This window comes from Pseudomonas sp. Irchel s3h14, assembly GCF_900187425.1.
In the GTDB taxonomy this organism is placed as follows: Bacteria; Pseudomonadota; Gammaproteobacteria; order Pseudomonadales; family Pseudomonadaceae; genus Aquipseudomonas.
Window position 1 is genome coordinate 306,023 of sequence record NZ_FYDJ01000003.1, and the last position, 20,340, is coordinate 326,362.

The window sequence follows — 20,340 nt, forward strand, 5'->3', positions numbered from 1 at the left end:
TTTTCACCTCAGGCCGCAGAATCTGGCGATCGCTTCATAGGTTTCCGGTGTGCTGGTCAGCAAAGCGAATAGCACGAACCAAAGACCCAGTAAGTAATGCCAATAGATGGCACACAGCTCTACGCTGGCGCTGAGTTGCGGCAACGGCACGCGATGCAGGAATTTAGCAACGATTATGCCCCAGGCTATCAGCCCGCCCAGCAGGTGGAGCGCATGCAGGCCGGTCAACAGGTAGAAGAAGCTGTTGGCCGGATTGCTGGCGAGAAAGTAGCCCCAGGCGACAAACTGCTGCCAGACCCAGAGCTGTCCCGCCAGAAAAGCAATGGCGAATACGCCCCCCAATGCAAAACCAATCACAGTTGCACCCAGTCGCTCCCGTCGGGCGGCCATACGCGACCACTGCAGTGCGATGCAACTGAATACCAGAAAAGCCGAATTCAGCCATAGCTGCCAGAGATTGGCTAACGGTGCCATGGGCTCTGTCAGGGGTAGCCAGTCGGTCATTTGTGAACGGGCGATAAAGGCGAGCAAGAAGAGAAAGAATAACGAACTCACCACGACCAGAAATAAGCGCAGACCTGTTCTTGCGATTTGGTTTCGATCGGCACCCTCGCCGGCCTGAATACCCTCCGGATCGCGATTCCAGCTGCCGCCGGGGTCTGCGCCGTCGGCGTTTCTCAATAGCAATCGGCTCATGTTTTAACGTCCGCTATCTTGGTTCCGGCACTCAGTTGCCGCATCTGCTCCAACTCCTCGGCGGAGACTGTTTGCGGAACGAAATCCTGCTCTATCCCCGGCACACTGTAGTCATAGGCCCAGCGATGCACGACCGGCAGCTTCGCTCCCCAGTTACCGTGTATCGGCGGGGTGTTCGGCGTTTGCCATTCCAGACTGGCCGCGCCCCAGGGATTACTGCCTGCAGGTTTGCCTTTAAACGCACTCCAGGCCAGGTTAAACAGGAACAGCAGCTGGGAAACGCCGACGGCCAATGCGACCACCGTAATGAAGGCATTCAAATCTTGCGCCGACTGCGGGATGAACGCGTAGTTTTCATAGGCGTAATAACGGCGTGGCATGCCCTGGAAACCCAGGTAGTGCATGGGGAAGAAGATGGCGTAGGTGCCCAGGAAGGTAATCCAGAAATGCAGCTTGCCCAGGGTGTCGTTCAACATGCGCCCGGTGACTTTCGGGAACCAATGATAAATGCCGCCGAACACCACCAGTACCGGTGCGACCCCCATGACCATATGAAAATGGGCTACGACGAAATAGGTGTCCGAGAGCGGAATATCCACGATCACATTGCCCAGAAACAAGCCGGTCAGACCGCCGACCAGGAAGGTGACGATAAAGGCCAGGGCAAACAGCATCGGCACGGTCAGATGGATGTCGCCGCGCCACAAGGTCAGCACCCAGTTGTAGACTTTCAGTGCGGTCGGCACCGCGATGATCAAGGTGGTGACGGCGAAGAAAAAGCCAAAGTACGGGTTCATTCCGCTGACATACATATGGTGCGCCCAGACCACAAAGCTGAGTACGCCAATCGCAATAATGGCCCACACCATCATTCGGTAGCCGAAGATATTTTTACGCGCATGCGTGCTGATCAAGTCGGAGACCAGACCGAACGCCGGGAGAGCAACGATGTAAACCTCCGGGTGGCCGAAGAACCAGAACAGGTGCTGGAATAATATAGGGCTACCCCCCTGGTGATCGAGCTGCTGTCCCAGCGAGATCATCGCCGGCATAAAGAAGCTGGTGCCCAACAGCTTGTCAAACAGCATCATGACCGCACTGACAAATAACGCCGGGAATGCCAACAAGGCCATGATCGAGGCCATGAAGATTCCCCATACGGAGAGCGGCATGCGAAACAATGTCATGCCGTGCGTGCGTGCTTGCAACACCGTGGTGACGTAGTTCAACCCGCCCATGGTGGCGGCGACAATAAAAATCGCCAGTGAGACGAGCATCAGGACGATGCCCCACTCGACCCCCGGTGTCCCCTGAGTAATGGACTGTGGCGGATAGAGCGTCCAGCCCGAACCAGTGGGTCCGCCAGGGACAAAGAAACTGGAGAGCAACACCACTACCGCCAGCAGGTAGAACCAGTAACTCAGCATGTTGACGTAGGGGAACACCATGTCGCGGGCGCCCACCATCAGCGGGATCAGATAGTTACCGAAGCCCCCCAGAAACAAGGCCGTCAGCAAGTAAATGACCATGATCATGCCGTGCATGGTCATCGCCTGATAGTAAGCACTGGCGTCCATGAACTCCAAACTGCCGGGGAAGCCAATCTGTATGCGCATCAAGCCGGACAACACCACGGCGATAAGACCCACGAACAGAGCCGTCAAGGAATATTGAATGGCTATGACCTTGTGGTCCTGACTCCAGATATATTTGGTCAGGAAGCTTTTGGGTTCGTGTAGTGCCTCTGTTTCGGCTTGCTCCGCATAGGCCATCACGTCATCCTCCAGTTCGAAGTTTCGGTGCATTCCTGGCTGCTTTACGGCTACTTCCCTGGCTCCGCCTTGCTCGCATCAGCGTCGGCTTTCGCTTTGGATTTGATAAAAGCGATCAGTGCGTTCAGCTCCTGATCACTCGGGGTAAAGGCCGGCATGACGGCCGCATAGCCTTTGACGATTTTGGCGCCGGGATTAAGAATCGAATCTTTGATATAGCCCTCATCGGCCTTTATCGTCGAACCGTCGGCAAGGGCTACGCTCTTGCCATACAGGCCCTGCCAGCTGGGTCCGACGCCCTTGCTGCCATCGACACTGTGGCAGGCCAGACAGCCGAGCGACTCGGCCAGCCGCTGTCCCTGCGTCACCAGGTCGTCACCTCTGTCCAATTTTTCGCTGGCAGAAGGTTCTTGCTGCGCGGCACCCAGTGATTTGATCAGGGCGACGACAGCACCCATTTCATCTTCAGAGAGAGTATAGGCCACCATGACTGGCGGGTAGCCCTGTACCAGTCGGGCCTTCGGATCGAGGATCGACTCTTTCAGGTAAGCCTCATCGACCAGCGCACTGGTGCCATCGGCAAACTGTTCAGTGCGGCCGTACAGCCCCTTCCATCCCGGGCCGAGACTGGCACTGCCATCCTCGCTATGGCAGGCACCGCAGCCGTATTTTTCGACCAACAGGCGACCTTTTTCCAGCACGCTGTCCTGACTGGGTTTGGTAGCTTTCGTTAATGTCTGCGCAAAGGTCGGTTGGCTGTTCAGCCATTGAACGAAGGCGGCCTGGTCCTCCACGATCATATGACCGCGCATGTTGTAATGACCCAGGCCACAATACTCAGCACACAGGACTTCATACTTCCCGATTACAGTGGGTGTAAACCAAAAGTACGACACCATCCCAGGCACCATGTCCATCTTGCTGCGAATCTGCGGTACATAGAAATTGTGCAGTACATCTTTTGAACGCAATAAGACTTTTACCGGTTGATCGAGCGGAAGGTGAACTTCATTACTTCTTATAAGTACATCGTCCTGCCCGAGAGGATCCTTGGGATCAAGACCGAGAGGATTGACCGAATCAACAAACTTAATATCCGATTTACCCATCTTTCCGTCCTGGCCCGCAAAACGAAAAGCCCATTGCCACTGCTGGGCAACCACTTCAAGTTCATAAGCATTTTTCGGCACCCGGATGAAGTCACTGTAAACAACCAGACCTGGCGCCAACATCGCGGCAATACCTACCGAGGTCACGATAATCAACCATGTTTCCAGTTTTTTACTTTCTGGCTGATAGTGCGCCCTGGAGCCCTCCTTGTGACGATAACGCATCACGGCCACCGCCATGAATACGGTGATGGCGATGAAAAATATTCCGCTGATGATCAGGGTGATGAACAGGGTGGTGTCTATTGACCCCCAGTTGGACGCTGGCGGTGCCGCATGCCAAGGCGCTAGTATATGGAACAGCACAGATGCAATAACGATTAGTACAAGAATAATTGCCATTGCCATTTTGCTTTCATCCTATTCCTGTTACTCATCGGTATGCCTAAGCATCGCCACAGAACAACATCGTCAAATCAATACTAATCTGACGCCAAAACAGGCTAGACAAATACCATCTATCTTCGTGGCAAAGTCCGCAGGAAGTATAGTTCATGACCAGAGCAAGCGCTTTTCCTGAAAAGCCTGGCTGCCTGGATATTCCGACTTCAGCATCAACTTGATCACTTGAAACCTATTCGCTATATATAACTGTAACTATTAAGCAACACACCTCGCCTGAACGACACGTCGAGCAAGCGAGGCCCGGTTGCCAGCTATAATTAAAATCTGATTACGGAAGGCAAAGATCGGCTAAAAGCGCTCGCGAAGATCCTTGCCTATGCAAAGCGGTCAGACAAGTGACGGCCAAGAGCGATAGCGTCCAGCCGTCCACAACGGAGATTTCGTCATGAGTGCCTTGACGATCGAAGGCTGGTGCAAAGTCAACGGACAACAAAAGTCGACCCCGATGGGTGAAATTCATTTTTACGTCGATGGCCCCCTCCATAAGGGTCTGGAGGACGCTGAAGAACGCCTGCAGAAGACCCATGAGCGTGAAGCCATGGTCGATGTCGACATGAGCACTCTGGAATTGATCTTGCCGGAGGGATACGGACCTTTGTCCGACTGCCAAATGCGCGTTTATATACACAACGAGCGCGGTCAGTTCCATCTGGTCGGGCATCGAGCGAGTGATGGAAGCTTGATCTATAGCAACGCGGTTTTGATTGATCAGCTGCTTGATTAGCTACGACGGGATTCTCGGCCATCAGTACGCGAAAGGGACAGACGAAAAGAGTGGGACCTGTCCCTTTTTCATTAATGCATCAGCGCGTCGCTACGATAAACAACCGTGGGAATGGCAGCAGCACTGAACCATCGGCCAACGGCGGATAGGCCAGCTCGATCGCCGCTTGATACTGCTTGAGATACTGCGCCCGCTCCGCCTCATCCAGCGGATCAAGAAACGGTCGCAATCCGCTGCCCTTGAACCACTCGACCACACCAGACGCGCCGCCAGCAAGCGGATGATGGTAAGTCGTGCGCCACACATCGACACGGGAACAGTGGGCTCGCAGCATCGAATAGTAACCACTGGCATCTGCCATCTCCGTCCGCTGCCCGGCGGCGCCCGCCAGTTTGCCAACCCATGGGCCATCGGCTGCAACTTCGCGCATCAAGCGATGCGAAGGTTCGTTGAGATTGTCCGGCATCTGGATCGCCAGGCTGCCACCGGGCGCCAATTTGCTCGCCAGTGCAGGCAGCAACTTCGCGTGATCGGGCACCCACTGCAACACCGCGTTGGCGAAAATCACATCAAACGGGCCGTTTTCATTCCAGGTATCAATATCAGCCGTATCGAATTGCACCTGCGGCAAGCGCTTGCGGGCGGCCTCGATCATATCGGTCGAACTGTCCAAGCCACGCACCGTGGCATTGGCGAAGCGCTCAACCAGCAACTCGGTCGAATTACCGGGGCCGCAACCGATGTCGATTGCCGAGCGCGCGTCCACAGCTGGGATCGCGGCCAGCAGATCACGGGCGGGGCGTGTGCGTTCATCTTCAAAAGCGACGTATTGTTTGGCGGACCAACTCATTGCGTTCTCCTGTCGGTGCGTTGTTGTAGCAAGAGGCGGAAAACCGGTTCGCTACGATACCTCGACCGGTGCGCTCTGCCCTATCCGACCTATGGCGAAAGAGGTCAGTTAACCCACGGGACCAAACGTACAAAGAGAATTTGAATGAGCATTTTTTATCGCAAAATCTTCTGAAGTCATAACCAGATCGACCGTTCGCCGAACTAGAAGCCAAGCAATTTTGACAGCCTAAAATTCACATCTATAGTCCAATCGCGGCCCGTCGGAAGGAACCCGAACCCGTTAGTTTGCAAGCAAGGAGCAAGGCCAGCTCATGCCCGTGACAGGTGGGTTCCGCCCGTAGTGTGTTCGCAACGGCCGTAAGGCAAGCAAGCGTTGTTGTGCCTGGAAGATGCCAGGCATTCACTATGAACAAGGAGCTTTACTATGTCTCGAGTCACGGATGTACTTGTTTCGATCGACACTGAAACCATTCTGAAAAACTACCCGAACATCAGCAAAAACCCTGCCGCGCCGACGTTAATCGACGTCAATCATGTGTACATGGTGACTAATCAGAACAACGTGGTCAGCGGCCAGGCCGGTGGCGAACTTAACTTGAAAGCCCAGGTAGGCGACTTGATTCGCTGGCGTGAAACCAGTCTGTCGCAGAGCTTCGAGACTGCAGTGATTTTCTACAAGTTTGTTGGCAACGTCGGCAACGAGTTGATCTCCACACCTACGCCCCGCAAGGCTACAGCGTGCGTTGCCGTTCCCAACACCAGCAACCCGTCGGTGCCGAGCTGCCAGAAAGTCGATAACCATTACTGGTCTTCGGAAACACTTTCGTGCGGCAGTGTGACCTACCACTTCCATTTCCTGATCGTTGATCGCGACTGCAAGATTGTAGGCTGCTGCTCGTGGGATCCGTTCATTACCATCCGTAACTGACGATGACCAGGCCCCTTGGCGACGAGGGGCCTACCGAGTTCGTTGCCGCTTTCGGCCGGGACGGGATGTCTTGCTTGAACCGATGCGGCTGCCGTTTTGAATCAACATCATGAAAGGAATCCATGATGACTTCCGAACCGATTGCCTCCCCCTCGACGAGTATCGCGCCAGCCAATAACGTGCTGCTGATCGTCGATGCCGAATCGCTGCTTTCACATTATCCGCAACCCAGTCTTGAGCCGCAAAACCCGACCGGGATTGAGGACGGGTTCATCTTCGCCATCAGCGGCACCAAAACAACACAAAGTACAATAAATGACAGCCTTATGACATTTGTTGCCAGTAACGGAAAGGACTTCCATATCCGTGGCAGGACCGTCAGCTTGCTCGCCGAACACAGCGTGGTGTTCTACGAGATGTCTGTCGGTGATACCGGGGTACTTTCACCGCCTGAACTGGTGGTCCACGCAAACCTGACAGTCCCCGCACCCGATCCCGAAAACCCGACCCAACCGGGCAGCCACACGGCCGATGATCATTACTGGCACTGCACGCAATTGGCGGCTGGGGTGGCGGCATGCGAACTGAAATTCATGCTGATCAATAAAAGTTGCGAGGCATTGGGGTACTTCAGTTGGTCGGTGGACGTGAAGTTGGCGGAGTGAATGGACTCCAAAAAAACCGGCCTAAAGGGCTAATGCCGATCAGTTAAGGAGCGACACAATCCGTAGCAGCTGGCGAAGCCTGCGTTCGGCTGCGCAGCAGTCGTAAAACCTGAGTTTGCGGTCTTCCTGAAACACCGCGTCGTCTGATTTCACGACTGCTTCGCAGCCGAACGCAGGCTTCGCCAGCTGCTACGGATTGTGTCGCTCCTTAACTGATTGGCATTACCCTCAAGGGCCGGTTTTTTATTGAATTGAATGAGAGGGCATATCTGTTCGCGCGTTGTTGATCAAATGCCCACAAAAAACCGGCCGCGATGGCCGGTTTTTTTTCACGCCGAGCAAGCTCGGCTAGTCGTAATATCCAACAGTCTTCTTCAAGTGATCCGAGTATTCGTAGATATCGTCTATCGAGTTGATTGCGTGCCGGGTTTCATTTTTCTCTTCGTCAAAAATCCCGATGTACTTCTGTGAACGATTGAAGTGCAGACGACAGATAGGTTTGCGGTTGTTGTCGTCGAGCAGAATGCCGAAGTAACTCTGGGTGTCGCGCTGAACAATCCGCTTCGCATCGACAACAGACCGAACGACGGCACGGACGATGTGATACCCCTCCAGTTCTTCCAGCGTTGTCAGAACCTTGTCCTCTGACTCGTCTCGCAAATCCGGCTGCTCGGTACCACCGGAAGAAACCGGCAAAGAAGCCAACGCTGGTTGAATAGCACCGCTCATGGCCGACTTGAGCCTGTCGTTGATTTGGTCGTTGAGAAACTGCACCACGGCCTTTCTCGTTAGCTCATGGAACTGTTCACGGACTTTCTGAGTAATCACCCCGTCGTATACACGCGACGCGAACACCTTCACAAAGTCGTCATCAGGCTTACTGACCTGCGAAGCAATGACCTTTTTGATTTGGCTGACGTACTTCAGCTCACCTGCGGCGCTGATGATCGAATCCACATCGAAGCCTGACTTGGTGAGCTTGACCAATTCGGGGACGGAATACTCGTCGATATCCAGAAGGTCGAGTTCGAGAAATGGCTTCTCATCCATCTTGTTGGGCGCATCCAGGTCGGTGAAAAACTTGTAGACCTGACCGTTGGTAAGGATAGAGATTCGGGCGCTGGTAACGTGGAAGTAGCGAAACAACTGGGAAGCGTGATTGATGTGCAACGGCTCGCCTATTTTTTTGCACTCGATGAGGATTTGAACCTCTCCTCCCTTCATGATTGCGTAATCAATTTTTTCTCCCTTTTTCGTTCCGATATCGCAAACGAATTCGGGAGTCACTTCGGTCGGATCGAAGACATCGTAGCCCAGCACAGTACTGATAAAGGGCATGACAAACGCGTTCTTGGTCGCTTCTTCCGTTTGGATTGCAGCGCTCTGCAAACGAACTTTGGCGGCTAAGCTTGCTAACTTTTCGAAGAATTCCATGAGTGGCCTCTTATCTGGTTCGATCCGTGTGTTTGCATGCTGGCAAATTGATTGCCTTTGATACTAGACACAAACCGGCACAAAGAAAGAATCCAACCAAGAAGCATTTGAAGGTCGATGAGTTGCTGCGGGTGACGAAGGAAGCGCAGAACGCGATGCTGGGGCTTGAGGCGCTGGATCTCAAGCAGCTGGAAGCGCTGAGAAAGCAGTATCGGCAACTTGGCGAGGGCGAAACGATTTCCCTGGACGGCACCGTCGTCCAGGAAAAAGGTAAGCAGGATTTGAATGAATGCTGATCGGGACATCGCGGGTGGCCCGAGGTCACCCGCGTACTTCGTGGGTTAGCGACTGGCTTGCAGCGCCTTGGCCATTTCCAGGTGGTTCTGCAGTTTGGGCAGGGTTTCTTCGGCGAAGGCTTTGATTTCAGGCACGTCGGTGGTCTGCGCTGCCTGTTGAAGCTGTTCGATGGCTTCCTGGGTGGTTTTCACCTGACTGGCCGCGTAGGCCTGGTCGAAGCTCGCGCCGTCCTGCACTTGCGGCATCAAGGCTTTGGCTTTATCGACTACCTCTTCGCGCGGGGCCACCGGCAAATCCAGTTGCTTGGCGATTTTCGCCAGATGCTGGTTGGCGGTGGTGCGGTCGTTGATGACGACGATGGTGTAGTCCTTGACCTGTTTGGATTCGGTTTTCTGGTGCGCCAGGCGGCTGGCTTCGATGTCGGCCATGCCTTTGGCCGATGCATCGTTGATGAATTCGGCGGGAGACTGGGCAAAGGCACTGCTGGCGCACAGGCCCAGTAACGTGGCAAAACTGGCATTGCGTAATCGGGTGGCCATCCGGCTCATGGTCGCGCCCTCCTCGTAAAAAATTCAAACGGGAGCTTACGCTCCCGCCTCTCGATCAAAACTACCTTCACCGCTACTTCGATTTCTGACCACCTTTGCGGCCCATATCGGGTTTCGCAGGGTCTTTATCGACGGTCGTGGTGGTAGTTTTCCCACCTTTGCGACCGGCTTCAGACGCCTTCGTTCGATCGTTGGCGAAGTTTCCCGAGTTCGAGTTTCTTGAATTAGGCATGATTCTCTACCTCTTGGTGATGATCGCGGCGAGCAGGAGCCCGCATAGAATCAGAATTTCGATCACCGCAAAGGTTTAGAAAAGTTGAAATCGCCGCGACGAACGGTGGCAAATTTTTCAGGCCCCGAGCCGCTGGTGATGTTGGCGCTTGGCAGCGTACATGGCCTCATCGGCATGCCGGAACAACTGCTTTTCTTCGGTTCCGTGGTCGGGGTATCGAGCAACGCCGATGCTCGTCTGGATGATCAGGCTGTGGCCGTCCAGACGCAGGGGTTGAGCCAGGACCTGTCGGATTTTTCCCGCCACGCTGTCGGCGTCTTCCGAGGCGTGGATGCTGTGCAACAACACTACAAACTCATCGCCGCCGATGCGCGCCACCGTGTCGGTTTCTCGCACGCAGCCTTTGAGACGATTGGCGACCGCTTGCAGCAGCATGTCGCCGACCGCATGACCGTGGGTGTCGTTGACTTCCTTGAAACGGTCGAGGTCGACATACAGCAATGCCATACGCCCGGAATCCGCCCGAGCCAGCGTCAGTGAGTCTTTAAGCCGCTCACGGAGCAACTCTCGGTTGGGCAGCTGAGTCAGTTGGTCATACTGGGCCATGCGCTGCAGCCTGGCATGCAATTGCTTGCGCTCAATCGCTGTGGCGACCTGGGCGCAAACGTATTGCAGCAGCTCCTTGTCCTGTTCGGTGTAGCGTTCACCACCGGGCACGCTTTTAACGATCAGCGCACCGATGGTGCCGTTTTGTGAACTCAACGGCACGCCCAGCCAGCAAGGCGAATGCTGGTTTGCGACCAGCGCCTCAAACCCCTCAAGTGGATTGTCCTGATCCGGGGTCAGCAGAATCGGCTGGCCGCTGCGAATCACCTCGGCGCAGAGGCGTCCGGTGATCGTTCCGGGCTGCTCGGGTTGCAGCTCCAGGTCGTCCACGTGATAAGGGAAATTCAGCTGCGCACAGTGTTCGTCATACAGCGCCACGGAGAAATTCAGCGCCGGCAGCCATTCACCGATGATCAAATGGATGCGTTTGAACAGCGCCAGTAAATCTTCCGCCGCGTGGGCCGCTTCGGAGATCGCATACAACGCCGCTTGCCGGGATTCGGCCTGCTTGCGCTCAGTGATGTCGCGCGCCACGGCGATGCGCAGTTGGTCGACCTCCGACCAGCGCGCCGACCAGAGGATGTGAGCCACTCGGCCATCGTTGCGCAGGTAGCGGTTTTCGAAATTGAGCTTGGGGTCGCCGCCCATGATCTCCCGCGCGGCATCGAGGGTGCGCTGACGATCGGCGGGGTGCACCAGGTCGATCATCGGCTGGCCGATCAGCTCTTCGGGGGTATAACCGAAAATACGCTCGCAGGCCGCGCTGACAAATACGAAGCGACCTTGTTTGTCGACCGCACAGACGGCGTCCAGCAAGAGATCGATGTAACTCGCCAACGGCGCGGAATTTCTGGTTGCCATAGTGCGGTGAGCGTGTCCGGACAATGCAGCAATAAAGAACCTTCCCTGCCCCCTCAATACGTCTGACGCTTCCTTGCAATCAGCCTCACGCCTTGTTCGTCACCAACCCCGGCAATGCATGCGCCAGGGCGTTGATGGCGAATCCGATAAACATCACCCCACACAGCCGGGTGATCAACAGCTCATGGCGCTGGTACAAGCTGCGCACCTGCCGCGCGCCGACAATGCCAATGAGGATAGCGTAGGCCATAAGGCCACCGACGAAGCTCAGGACAATCAGCCACGGCAGCATCGACCAGTGCAGCAGTTCGGCACGGCTGGACAACAGCGCCGTAAAAGTCGCTACCGCCACCGGGTAAGCCTTCGGATTGGTCAGGCCAAACAGAATGCCGTGCCAGAACGGCTGCCGCGCCGGGCCTTGAGGTGCTTCGGCACTGCTGCGACGGGCACGAACCGCGCGCACACCGAGCCAGAACAGATACAGCCCGCTGAGCACGCCCAGCACATCGAACGCGGTACTGCCGATTTGCCGCGCACCGACAATCGCGATCAGCGCAGTGCTGCACCAGACCACATCCCCCAGCAAATGCCCGCAGAGAAACCCCGCCCCGGCCCTCCGACCACGCGCCGCACCGATGCCGAACACCGCCAACACACCCGGCCCCGGCGTGATGCCGTAGATAAAGCCCGAGGCGAGAACAGCCATTAGCAGCGATGGGGTCATTGGAAGTCCTGTTGAGCCTTGGTGAATGCACGCAAGTCTATCTCAGGTTCCCGGAACCCGACTTACAGATCGTCGAAGAACTTCATTCCCACATAGGGCCGCTGCCGACAGGCCGTCAGTCGTGACGCCAGATCGCCAACATGGGCTTCGAGCTTGTGCCCGTCTGGGTCGAGGAAATAGAAGGATGCGCCTTCGCTCCGGTTATCACGCCATTCCCGGACGTCGGCGGATCGCAGGCGTTCGACGAAGAGCGGGAAGTCTGTTGCATTAATGCTAAAGGCGAAATGGGTGTAATCGGCGGCGGGTTCGGAGTTGCGCAGTCGATCGAGGGAAAGGCACAACCACAGACCCGGCAGCGAGAGATAGGCGCCGGTGTCCCACGTGGCTTCAAGCTGAAGTTGCAGCAGATCGTGGTAGAACGCCACGCTGCGGTTCAAGTCGGTGACGGCAAGGGTCAGGTGGTTGAGGCCAGTGAGCAATTTTTTTACCTCAATCGTTAATTGATGAGCCAGTGGTTTGGTCGCCACGCACTATCCCCTCCCCAATCCGCCCATTCAACCAGTTCAACGCCTGATCCCCGCCCCGCCGCTTGTGCCAAACCAACACAAACGTAAACGACGGAATGTGAAACGGCGGCGGGACCACGATCAACGACTGCTCATCGATATTGAGTAACCCTCGGGAAGCGACGGTGAGGATCAGGTCGGTGCCACTGATGAACTCCGGGGCGACGCTCCAGTGAGGCAGGCTGATCGCCACTCGACGGCGTTCACGCAGGGCTGTCAGGGCCCGTTCGATTTCCGGGGTGCCGCTGCCGCGCATTTCCAGCAGGACGTGGGGTCGGGCGAGGTAGGTCGGCAGGTCGAGCACGCCATCGGCGGGCAAGCTGTTGCGGTCGACCAGACAGGCGTAGTGCTCTTCGAACAGCGGGGTGCTGCGCAACTCGTTCGGCAACTCTGGAAAGACGCCTGCCGCCACGTCGATGTCGCCGTTGAGCACTCCCTCGAGCATGCCTTCGCGGCTGGCATGGCTGATTTGCAGATCGATGCCCGGTGCTTCCCGGCGCAAGGTCCGTATCAACCCCGGCAGGACGATTGCAGCGCCATAGTCGGACATCGCCAGTCGAAACGTGCGCTTGGCAGTGGCCGGATCGAAGGTATTCGGTGCCAGCAGCGATTGCACCTGAGCCAGGGCTTCGGCCAACGGAGCCATCAACTCCAGGGCTCGCGGGGTTGGCACGAGGCTGGCGCCCGCCCGAACCAGCAAAGGATCGCCGAGCAGATCCCGCAACCGCGCCAACGCATGACTGACGGCTGGCTGACTCAGGTGCAGGCGCTCGGCGGCACGGGTCACGTGTTGCTCGCTGAGCAAGGCGTCGAGGATCACCAGCAAATTGAGGTCGACGCGCCGAAGATCATTCATCTGATGCATGTTCTGGATAGCTATTTGGAATTTAAATCTGCGCGACGAATACTCTAGAGTCCAGCAAAACCTGCTGGAGAATCTTCATGAGTACGTTGCATTGGGCCGGGCTGTTGCTACTGGCCGTGATAGCCGGGGCGGTGGTGCCTTTTCAAAGCACAATCAACGCCAACCTCGGGCGCGGTTTGGGCCATCCGTTGTGGGCGACCCTCGCGTCGTTGTTGGTGAGTATTGTGGTGTTGTTGCCGGTTATGTTGGCGCTGCGTTTGCCGTTGCCATCGCTGGCGTTCATCAGCAAGGCACCGCTGTGGATGTGGACCGGTGGCGCGTTTGGGGTGTGCTTTATTTCGTTGGCGTTGATGCTGCTGCCGAAACTTGGGGCATCGGGGTTTATTGCTTTGGCGTTGGCGGGACAGGTGGTGGCGTCGCTAGTGCTGGATCACTTCGGGTGGTTTGGGTTGGTGGAACGGCATTTGACAGTGCCGCGGGTGTTTGGGGCGGTGTTGTTAATGGCTGGAGTGGTGTTGATTCAGTTCGGTGGCACATTGGAAAAAGCGATAACAGCAACGTCTTGATCGTTCCCACGCTCTGCGTGGGAATGTAGCCCGTGACGCTCCGCGTCACTGGACGCGGAGCGTCCCTTGAGGCATTCCCACGCAGAGCGTGGGAACGATCATCATCTTGCGATCGCAGCCTTCGCCAGCGCCTGCAGTGATGCGTGGTCAATGCAGGAACCGGCGTAGCCTGCGAAACTTTTAAAACTTGTCGAGCGTACGCAGCTTCTGCGGCAACCCCCACAGCAGCAGTGCGACAGCGATCAGCGCAGCGACGCCGATGACATACAGCGCCGGCGTGGTGCTGCCCGTCAGGTCTTTGATCCGTCCCACCATCACCGGGCTGACAATGCCGCCGAACTGGCCGAGGGTGTTGATCACTGCGATCCCGCCCGCAGCCCCTGCACCAGCACCGGCCAGCAGTTTTGGCGGCAGGGTCCAGAAGCTCGGGATAGACGCGATGATCCCGGCACCGAGCAAGCCCAGCGCGACAATCAGGAAGGTCGTGTGGTTAGCGAAAATCCCTGCACAGAAGAACCCCACCGCGCCCACCGCAACCAGACCTGCGACAAACTTGCGCCGTTCACCGGTCGAGTCGGACAACCGCCCGATCACCACCATGCTGATGGCGCCGCAGATGTAAGGGATGGCGGTCAGCAAACCAATCATCACCGGGCTTTCGGTGCCAGCGCTGCGAATCAGTTGCGGGGCCCAGAAGTTCAAGCCGTAGGACGCCACCTGAATCAAGAAGTAGATCAGCCCGAGAGTCAGGAAACCCGGAATCCGCAGTGCGGCGAGCAACGAGCCGCCACTCTTGTGTGGTTCATGGTGAGCGATACGGCTGGCCAGCAGCGTTTTCTCCGACGGCGTCAGCCAATGGGCGTCTTCGATGCGGTCCTTGAGCAACGTCAGCACCAGCAAGCCGAGGCCAATGCAAGGCACGCCGCCGAGCAAAAACAGCCAGTGCCAGCCGCGCATATCCATAAAACCGTCGAGGTGTTGCAACACCAGCCCGGAGAACGGTGCGCCGACCAGACCGGCAAACGCCGACGACAGAAACAACATCGAAGTGATGCGCCCGCGATAGTGCTGCGGGAACCACAGCGTCAGGTAATACAACACACCCGGCGCAAAACCGGCCTCCATCGCGCCAATCACAAAGCGCAGCGCGTAGAACTGCCATTCGCTATTGACGAAGACCATGGCCGCAGTGGCGAGGCCCCAGGACATCATGATCCGGGCGATCCAGCGCCGGGCGCCGACCTTGTACAGCATCATGTTGCTCGGCACTTCGAAGATCACGTAACCGACCACGAACAACCCGGCGCCGAGGCCGTAAGCGGTGTCGCTCAGGCTCAGGTCGGTCTGCAGCTGGAACTTGGCGAAGCTGATGTTGATGCGGTCGAAAAACGCGAACAGGTAGCAGACCATGATCAACGGCATCAGGCGCCAGGCGACTTTGCTGACCAGGGCTTTTTCTTCGTCGTGGCTAACGGACGGGCTCGCGCCCGCCTCCAGTACATTAAGGCTCATGATGGTTCTCCAGGCGGACTGCCCGTGGGTGTCCGATTGTTTTTGTTGTCTGGTTGAGATGCTGCTTTCTGTAGGAGCCGAGCTTGCTCGCGATAGCGGTGGGTCAGTCGACATCAATGTTGGATGTGACTCAGTCATCGCGAGCAAGCTCGGCTCCTACAGGGGTTTGTTGGAGTCAGGACGGCGTCGGATGCAGATCGCAACTGCGTCCGGCCTTGGCCAGTTGACCGGGCACTTCGTGGCCCAGCAGCGCGGGTAACCCTCGTGACAATTGCAGCAACAGCGGCAGATCGATGCCGGTGTGAATGCCGATCTCATCGCACAGGTTGACCAAATCTTCGGTGCAAATATTGCCCGAGGCACCCGGCGCGAACGGGCAACCGCCGAGCCCGCCGAGTGCCGCGTCGAAACGACGGGCACCCGCCTCATAGGCGGCCAGCACGTTGCATAAACCGAGGCCGCGAGTGTTGTGGAAATGCAGGGTCAAATCAGCCGGCGAAACCCGCTGCAAGACACGCCGCACCAGACGATCAACCTGCCGCGGATTGGCCATACCCGTAGTGTCGGCCAAGGTAATGCCCTGGATCCCAAGCTCCTGATAAGCCTCGACGATTTGCAGCACGCGATCCTCATCGATCTTGCCTTCAAACGGGCAGCCGAAGGTGGTGGCGATGCTGCCGTTGAGTCGCACCGTCGTCCCGCGAACGTATTGCACGATCTCACCGAACGCAGCCAATGAGGCTTCGCAACGCATGCGCATGTTGGCCAGGTTGTGGGTCTGGCTGGCGGACATCACCAGATTCAACTCGTCGGCCCTCGTTGCCAGCGCCCGTTGCGCGCCTTTCAGGTTGGGGATCAACGCGACGTAAATCACCCCCGGTTGCCGGGCGATGCCCTTGAACACCAGCTCACCATCGCGCAGCGCCGGTATCGCCTTGGGCGAAACGAACGAGCCGGCTTCGATGCGGCTGAAACCAGCCAGCGACAGCTGATCGATCAAGGCAATCTTGTCGACGGTTTCGACCCAGGTCGGCTCGATCTGCAAGCCGTCGCGGGGGGAGACTTCCTGAACAATCAGGGCCTCGGAAAAATCAGTGATCATTGCACCACCCCTGCAGCTTTCAGCCGTTCGATGTCCGAACCGGTAAGGCCCAGCTCCGCGAGGATGCCGTCGGTGTGCTGGCCCAACGTAGGTCCGGACCAGTTCACGCCACCAGGGGTTTCGGACATTTTCGGCACAATGCCGGGCATCTTCACCGTGGCGCCGCCGGGCAGGTCGGCGTTGAGCAGCATGTCCCGCGCCTGATAGTGCGGATCGGCGACGATGTCGGCGACTGAATAGATGCGCCCGGCCGGGACTTCGGCAGCTTCCAGTGCCGATAACACCTCGTCGATCGGCAGGCTGCTGGTCCAGTGAGTGATCGCCGCATCGAGCACGTTGCTCTTGGCGGCACGCCCGTCGTTATGAGCAAACTCCGGCGCATCGGCCAGATCACGGCGACCGATGACGTCCATCAAGCGCTTGTAGATCGGGTCGCTGTTACCGGCGATCACCACGTAGGCGCCATCGGCCGTCAGGTAAGTGTTGGACGGCGCGATGCCCGGCAAGGCGCCGCCGCTGCGCTCACGAACATGGCCGAGCATGTCGTATTCCGGCACCAGGCTTTCCATGACGTTGAACACACTTTCAGCCAGCGATACATCGACCACTTGCCCACCGCCCTGCCCGGTCTTGACCCGCAGCAGCGACATCAAGGCACCGATCACCGCGTGCAGCGAAGCCAGGGAATCGCCGAGGCTGACGCCCACCCGTGCCGGTGGAGAACCGGGTGTGCCGGTGGTGTAGCGGATCCCGCCCATGGCCTCGCCGATCGCACCGAACCCAGGACGATCGCGGTACGGGCCGGTCTGGCCATAACCGGAAATACGCACCAGCGTCAGGTTAGGGTTGAGGGCGTGCAACACGTCCCAGCCCAAGCCGAGTTTTTCCAGGGCGCCGGGGCGCAGGTTTTCGATCAGCACGTCGGCGCTGGTCGCCAGTTGCTTGACCAGTTCAATGCCTTCGGGGGATTTGAGATTCAGTGCAAGGGACTTCTTGTTTCGCGATTGCAGGTACCACCACAGCGACGTGCCTTCGTGCAGCTTGCGCCATTTGCGCAGCGGGTCGCCCTGACCCATGGCTTCGATCTTGATCACTTCGGCGCCGAACTCGGCGAGCATGCGTGCGGCGAACGGCGCGGCGATCAGCGTGCCGATCTCGATCACTTTGATTGCACTCAAGGGGGCAGTCATCGCGGGGTACCTCATGTTGTTCTTGGAATATGAGCCAAGGCTAGAGGACCACGGGTGAAGGAATCCAACCTTCAGTTGGCAACGAACGTTCGCGAAACGCGAACGCCTTGAGAGTTACCGCGATCTCAAGTCCGCCTTCGCGAGCAAGCCCGCTCCCACAGGGGTTTTGTGTACGCTGCAGATCAGTGTGGGAGCGGGCTTGCTCGCGAAGGGGCCGGCCTAGCCAATAGAGAACTGTCAGACCACCCCACGCAACTGCTCGAACAACATCCGGCTCACCGGCGACAGCGCCGCTTCATCGCGCACCACCAGAACCAACGCGCGATCCGACCAGTCATCCGTCAACGGCACCGCGTGCAAGCCCAGCGCCCGGCCAAACAGTTCATAGGCCTTTTGCGGCAGGATGCCGATGCCCATGTTGGCCTGGACCATCCGGCACATGGCGTCGAAACCCGGTACATGAATCCGTAGCCGCAACACTTTGTCGGCCTGGCGCGCGGCTGCGTGGGTACGCATATTGATCGAACTGGCGGAATGCAGACCGACGTAATCGCTGCCCAGCGTATCGGCGAAGGCCAGGCTGGAACGACTCGCCAGCGGATGATCGGGCAGCATCAACACCACCAGTTTGTCCTGTCGATAAAGCACGCTGTGCAGACCTTTGACGTCGCTGTCACTGGAGCAGATCCCAAGGTCCGCCACGCCATCCAGCACACCCTGAATCACCCCGCTGCTGGGGCGTTCTTCGAGGTCGGTCTTGACCTGAGGATGACGCTCGGAAAAGTCCCGCAGGTCTTCGGGCAGAAACTGAATGATCGCCGACAGGTTGGCGAGCATCCGCACATAGCCGCGGATACCGTGGCTGTGTTCGCCCAGTTCGAGCCCCATTTTCTCAACGTTGAACAGCATCTGCCGGGCATGGTGCAACAAGGTTTCACCGGCCGGCGTCAGGGTCATGCCCTTGGCCTGGCGCACGAACAGACTGATGCCCAACGCTTCTTCCAACTCCATCAGCCGCTTGCTGGCCGCCGACACGGCGATGGCTTCACGCGCGGCGGCACGGGTCAGCGTGCCCTCCTCATGAACGGCGACAAACAGTTGGAGAGTGATCAGGTCGAGGCGGCGGATCAGGCTTTTTTGCAGCATGGAGGGCTCGATGACTTCTGTTCGACTGAGTCGGCAGGATAGCCCGGTTTCTACGCGACTCGGCAAAGCAAATTGCCCACAACATCACGAGGCATCGCCCTACACATAAATCTCTTGTAACACTCAGCCGTACCGGAAACAGCCGATTCAAAGCCTTCGCCGCGCTCTGTAAAGTCTGGAAACACACACGAACTGCAACAAACCCATGGATCGTTTCACTCAAGGAAAGTCATTTTCATATGGACCAGACAGCACACGCGGCAAACCGCTACACCAACTACCGCAAAGTCATCGCGTTGGCCGATCACGATTGGGAGAGCGCTGAAGCCGGGAAAATTTCGGGGCTTAACGTCGAAATCAAAAGTGCCAACCGAATGCTCGATCAGCACGGGCGCGCGTTTCATCATTTCTGCACGACGTCGTACCTGGGCCTGGATCACCATCCCGACATTCTCGACGGCGCCATGAATACCCTGTGGGAAACCGGCACCCTACGCGTCGCCAACTCAAAGAACCGCTGCAAGCTGGCCATTCTGGAACAGTACGAAACCGAACTGTCCGAGTTGTTCGGCGCCAGCTGCCTGAGCACCTTGTCGTGCAGTGCAGCGAGTGCCGGAATCCTGCCGTTGCTGGCCAGCGGCGTGTTCACGGAAAACCGCCCTCCCGTGATGGTCTTCGACCGGTTGGTGCACTACTCGATGAATCACCTCAAAGCCGCCTGCGCCGATGAAACCACGGTCGTGACCTGCCCTCATAACGACATGGATTTTCTCGAGAAGCAGTGCCAGCAACACCGCACCGTCGCGTATGTCGCCGACGGTGCCTACAGCATGGGCGGGGTCGCAGACCTGGACAGTCTTTTGTATCTCAAGGACCGCTATGGGTTGTTTCTCTATCTGGACGATTCCCACGCGCTGTCCGCCGTCGGAACATTCGGCGCTGGCCTCGTGCGCCCCAGGTTGCACACCCTGGGGGATGACTGCCTGATCGTCGCCTCGCTGGCCAAGTCGTTTGGCGCCAGCGGTGGTCTGGTGATGCTGGGCAATGAACGGCAGAAGAGGCTCATTGCCCGTTACGGTGGCCCCAGCAATTGGTCGCAAAGCCTGAACAGTGCAGCCATTGGCGCGGGCAGAGCGTCCATCCTGCTTCATCGCACGCCGGAATTTGCCGCGTTACAGGAAAAACTTCAGGTTAATATCCGGCTGTTCGACAGCCTCATCCGCACCGATCAACACAACAGCAACATGGCCATTCGACTGGTCAACTGCGGCGAAGCAGCGCTGGCCAACAACATCGCGATGGAACTGGCCAATCACGGCTTCTTCACCTCGGCCGTGTTTTTCCCGGTGGTCGCACAGGGCAAGGCAGCCATCAGAATCACCCTGCGCGCCGACATGGAACCGACGCTGATCCGCCACTTTTGTGAACTCATTACCGAGCTTTTACGCACTCAAGACCGGGACATCGGCTGTTGAACTGA

At 57.5% G+C, this 20,340-nt stretch carries 20 protein-coding genes and 1 pseudogene; 6 read left to right on the forward strand and 15 right to left on the reverse strand.

Annotated features, from left to right (window positions below):
* Positions 1–3: 3 nt before the first annotated feature.
* The 3 genes from CKW16_RS08115 to CKW16_RS08125 are packed head-to-tail and all read right to left on the reverse strand — an operon-like array spanning position 4 to position 3,985.
* Positions 4–696 (reverse strand): cytochrome c oxidase subunit 3, encoded by a 693-nt coding sequence (locus CKW16_RS08115; protein ID WP_095127959.1) that lies wholly within the window; start codon positions 694–696, stop codon positions 4–6.
* Positions 693–2,468, reverse strand: a complete 1,776-nt coding sequence (ctaD, locus tag CKW16_RS08120) for a cytochrome c oxidase subunit I (RefSeq protein WP_095128138.1) — start codon at positions 2,466–2,468, stop codon at positions 693–695. The genes CKW16_RS08115 and ctaD overlap by 4 nt, the downstream gene beginning before the upstream one ends.
* A 50-nt stretch (positions 2,469–2,518) precedes the next feature.
* Positions 2,519–3,985 carry a c-type cytochrome gene (locus CKW16_RS08125; protein WP_095127960.1) on the reverse strand — a complete coding sequence of 489 codons (1,467 nt, stop codon included), beginning with the start codon at positions 3,983–3,985 and terminating at the stop codon, positions 2,519–2,521.
* Positions 3,986–4,427: 442 nt separating this feature from the next.
* On the opposite strand from CKW16_RS08125, the gene CKW16_RS08130 reads away from it, so the two are divergent.
* Entirely contained in the window at positions 4,428–4,766 is a 339-nt protein-coding gene (locus CKW16_RS08130; RefSeq protein WP_095127961.1) for a hypothetical protein, read from the forward strand.
* 79 nt (positions 4,767–4,845) lie between these two features.
* On the opposite strand, the gene tam is transcribed toward CKW16_RS08130, so the two are convergent.
* Positions 4,846–5,616 carry a trans-aconitate 2-methyltransferase gene (gene tam / locus CKW16_RS08135; RefSeq protein ID WP_095127962.1) on the reverse strand — a complete coding sequence of 257 codons (771 nt, stop codon included), beginning with the start codon at positions 5,614–5,616 and terminating at the stop codon, positions 4,846–4,848.
* 426 nt (positions 5,617–6,042) lie between these two features.
* Here tam and CKW16_RS08140 point away from each other — a divergent pair, with 426 nt between their 5' ends.
* Both CKW16_RS08140 and CKW16_RS08145 read left to right on the forward strand, forming a co-directional pair.
* Positions 6,043–6,546 (forward strand): inclusion body family protein, encoded by a 504-nt coding sequence (locus CKW16_RS08140; RefSeq protein ID WP_008152993.1) that lies wholly within the window; start codon positions 6,043–6,045, stop codon positions 6,544–6,546.
* A 125-nt stretch (positions 6,547–6,671) separates the two neighbouring features.
* Entirely contained in the window at positions 6,672–7,211 is a 540-nt protein-coding gene (locus tag CKW16_RS08145) for an AidA/PixA family protein (protein ID WP_095127963.1), read from the forward strand.
* Between the two features lie 348 nt (positions 7,212–7,559).
* Here the strand turns inward: CKW16_RS08145 and CKW16_RS08150 are convergent, their stop codons facing one another.
* A complete protein-coding gene (locus CKW16_RS08150) occupies positions 7,560–8,645 on the reverse strand; it encodes a type I restriction endonuclease (protein ID WP_095127964.1) in 1,086 nt (361 codons plus the stop codon).
* An 80-nt stretch (positions 8,646–8,725) separates the two neighbouring features.
* Here CKW16_RS08150 and CKW16_RS08155 point away from each other — a divergent pair.
* Positions 8,726–8,941: pseudogene (locus tag CKW16_RS08155) on the forward strand (low affinity iron permease family protein); the annotation flags it as partial.
* A 45-nt stretch (positions 8,942–8,986) separates the two neighbouring features.
* Here CKW16_RS08155 and CKW16_RS08160 read toward each other — a convergent pair.
* The 6 genes from CKW16_RS08160 to CKW16_RS08185 form a co-directional block, all read right to left on the reverse strand.
* On the reverse strand, positions 8,987–9,490 hold the full coding sequence (locus CKW16_RS08160; RefSeq protein ID WP_095127965.1) for a DUF4142 domain-containing protein: 504 nt from the start codon (positions 9,488–9,490) through the stop codon (positions 8,987–8,989).
* A 73-nt stretch (positions 9,491–9,563) separates the two neighbouring features.
* Positions 9,564–9,722 carry a KGG domain-containing protein gene (locus tag CKW16_RS08165; protein WP_010462447.1) on the reverse strand — a complete coding sequence of 53 codons (159 nt, stop codon included), beginning with the start codon at positions 9,720–9,722 and terminating at the stop codon, positions 9,564–9,566.
* Positions 9,723–9,839: 117 nt separating this feature from the next.
* The gene (locus CKW16_RS08170; protein ID WP_095127966.1) at positions 9,840–11,189 is read right to left on the reverse strand and encodes a diguanylate cyclase domain-containing protein; all 1,350 of its coding nucleotides are present in this window, start codon (positions 11,187–11,189) and stop codon (positions 9,840–9,842) included.
* 85 nt (positions 11,190–11,274) lie between these two features.
* Positions 11,275–11,913: a LysE family translocator gene (locus CKW16_RS08175; RefSeq protein ID WP_095127967.1), complete on the reverse strand. Its 639-nt coding sequence runs from the start codon at positions 11,911–11,913 to the stop codon at positions 11,275–11,277.
* A 62-nt stretch (positions 11,914–11,975) separates the two neighbouring features.
* Positions 11,976–12,392, reverse strand: coding sequence for a fosfomycin resistance glutathione transferase (gene fos / locus CKW16_RS08180; RefSeq protein WP_095127968.1), 417 nt, complete (start codon positions 12,390–12,392; stop codon positions 11,976–11,978).
* Positions 12,393–12,402: 10 nt separating this feature from the next.
* Positions 12,403–13,344: a LysR substrate-binding domain-containing protein gene (locus CKW16_RS08185; protein ID WP_095127969.1), complete on the reverse strand. Its 942-nt coding sequence runs from the start codon at positions 13,342–13,344 to the stop codon at positions 12,403–12,405.
* A gap of 77 nt (positions 13,345–13,421) precedes the next feature.
* On the opposite strand from CKW16_RS08185, the gene CKW16_RS08190 reads away from it, so the two are divergent.
* The gene (locus CKW16_RS08190; RefSeq protein ID WP_095127970.1) at positions 13,422–13,910 is read left to right on the forward strand and encodes a DMT family transporter; all 489 of its coding nucleotides are present in this window, start codon (positions 13,422–13,424) and stop codon (positions 13,908–13,910) included.
* Positions 13,911–14,090: 180 nt separating this feature from the next.
* On the opposite strand, the gene CKW16_RS08195 is transcribed toward CKW16_RS08190, so the two are convergent.
* The 4 genes from CKW16_RS08195 to CKW16_RS08210 all read right to left on the reverse strand — a co-directional run bounded on the left by CKW16_RS08195 (position 14,091) and on the right by CKW16_RS08210 (position 18,860).
* The gene (locus tag CKW16_RS08195; RefSeq protein ID WP_033061371.1) at positions 14,091–15,422 is read right to left on the reverse strand and encodes an MFS transporter; all 1,332 of its coding nucleotides are present in this window, start codon (positions 15,420–15,422) and stop codon (positions 14,091–14,093) included.
* Positions 15,423–15,597: 175 nt separating this feature from the next.
* Entirely contained in the window at positions 15,598–16,524 is a 927-nt protein-coding gene (locus tag CKW16_RS08200) for a hydroxymethylglutaryl-CoA lyase (protein ID WP_095127971.1), read from the reverse strand.
* Positions 16,521–17,714 (reverse strand): CaiB/BaiF CoA-transferase family protein, encoded by a 1,194-nt coding sequence (locus tag CKW16_RS08205; protein ID WP_095127972.1) that lies wholly within the window; start codon positions 17,712–17,714, stop codon positions 16,521–16,523. Before CKW16_RS08205 ends, CKW16_RS08200 begins: the two co-directional genes overlap by 4 nt.
* A 237-nt stretch (positions 17,715–17,951) precedes the next feature.
* Entirely contained in the window at positions 17,952–18,860 is a 909-nt protein-coding gene (locus CKW16_RS08210) for a LysR family transcriptional regulator (protein ID WP_095127973.1), read from the reverse strand.
* Positions 18,861–19,099: 239 nt separating this feature from the next.
* Between CKW16_RS08210 and CKW16_RS08215 the strand changes: the two genes are divergently transcribed.
* Positions 19,100–20,335: an aminotransferase class I/II-fold pyridoxal phosphate-dependent enzyme gene (locus CKW16_RS08215; protein ID WP_095127974.1), complete on the forward strand. Its 1,236-nt coding sequence runs from the start codon at positions 19,100–19,102 to the stop codon at positions 20,333–20,335.
* Positions 20,336–20,340: the final 5 nt, after the last annotated feature.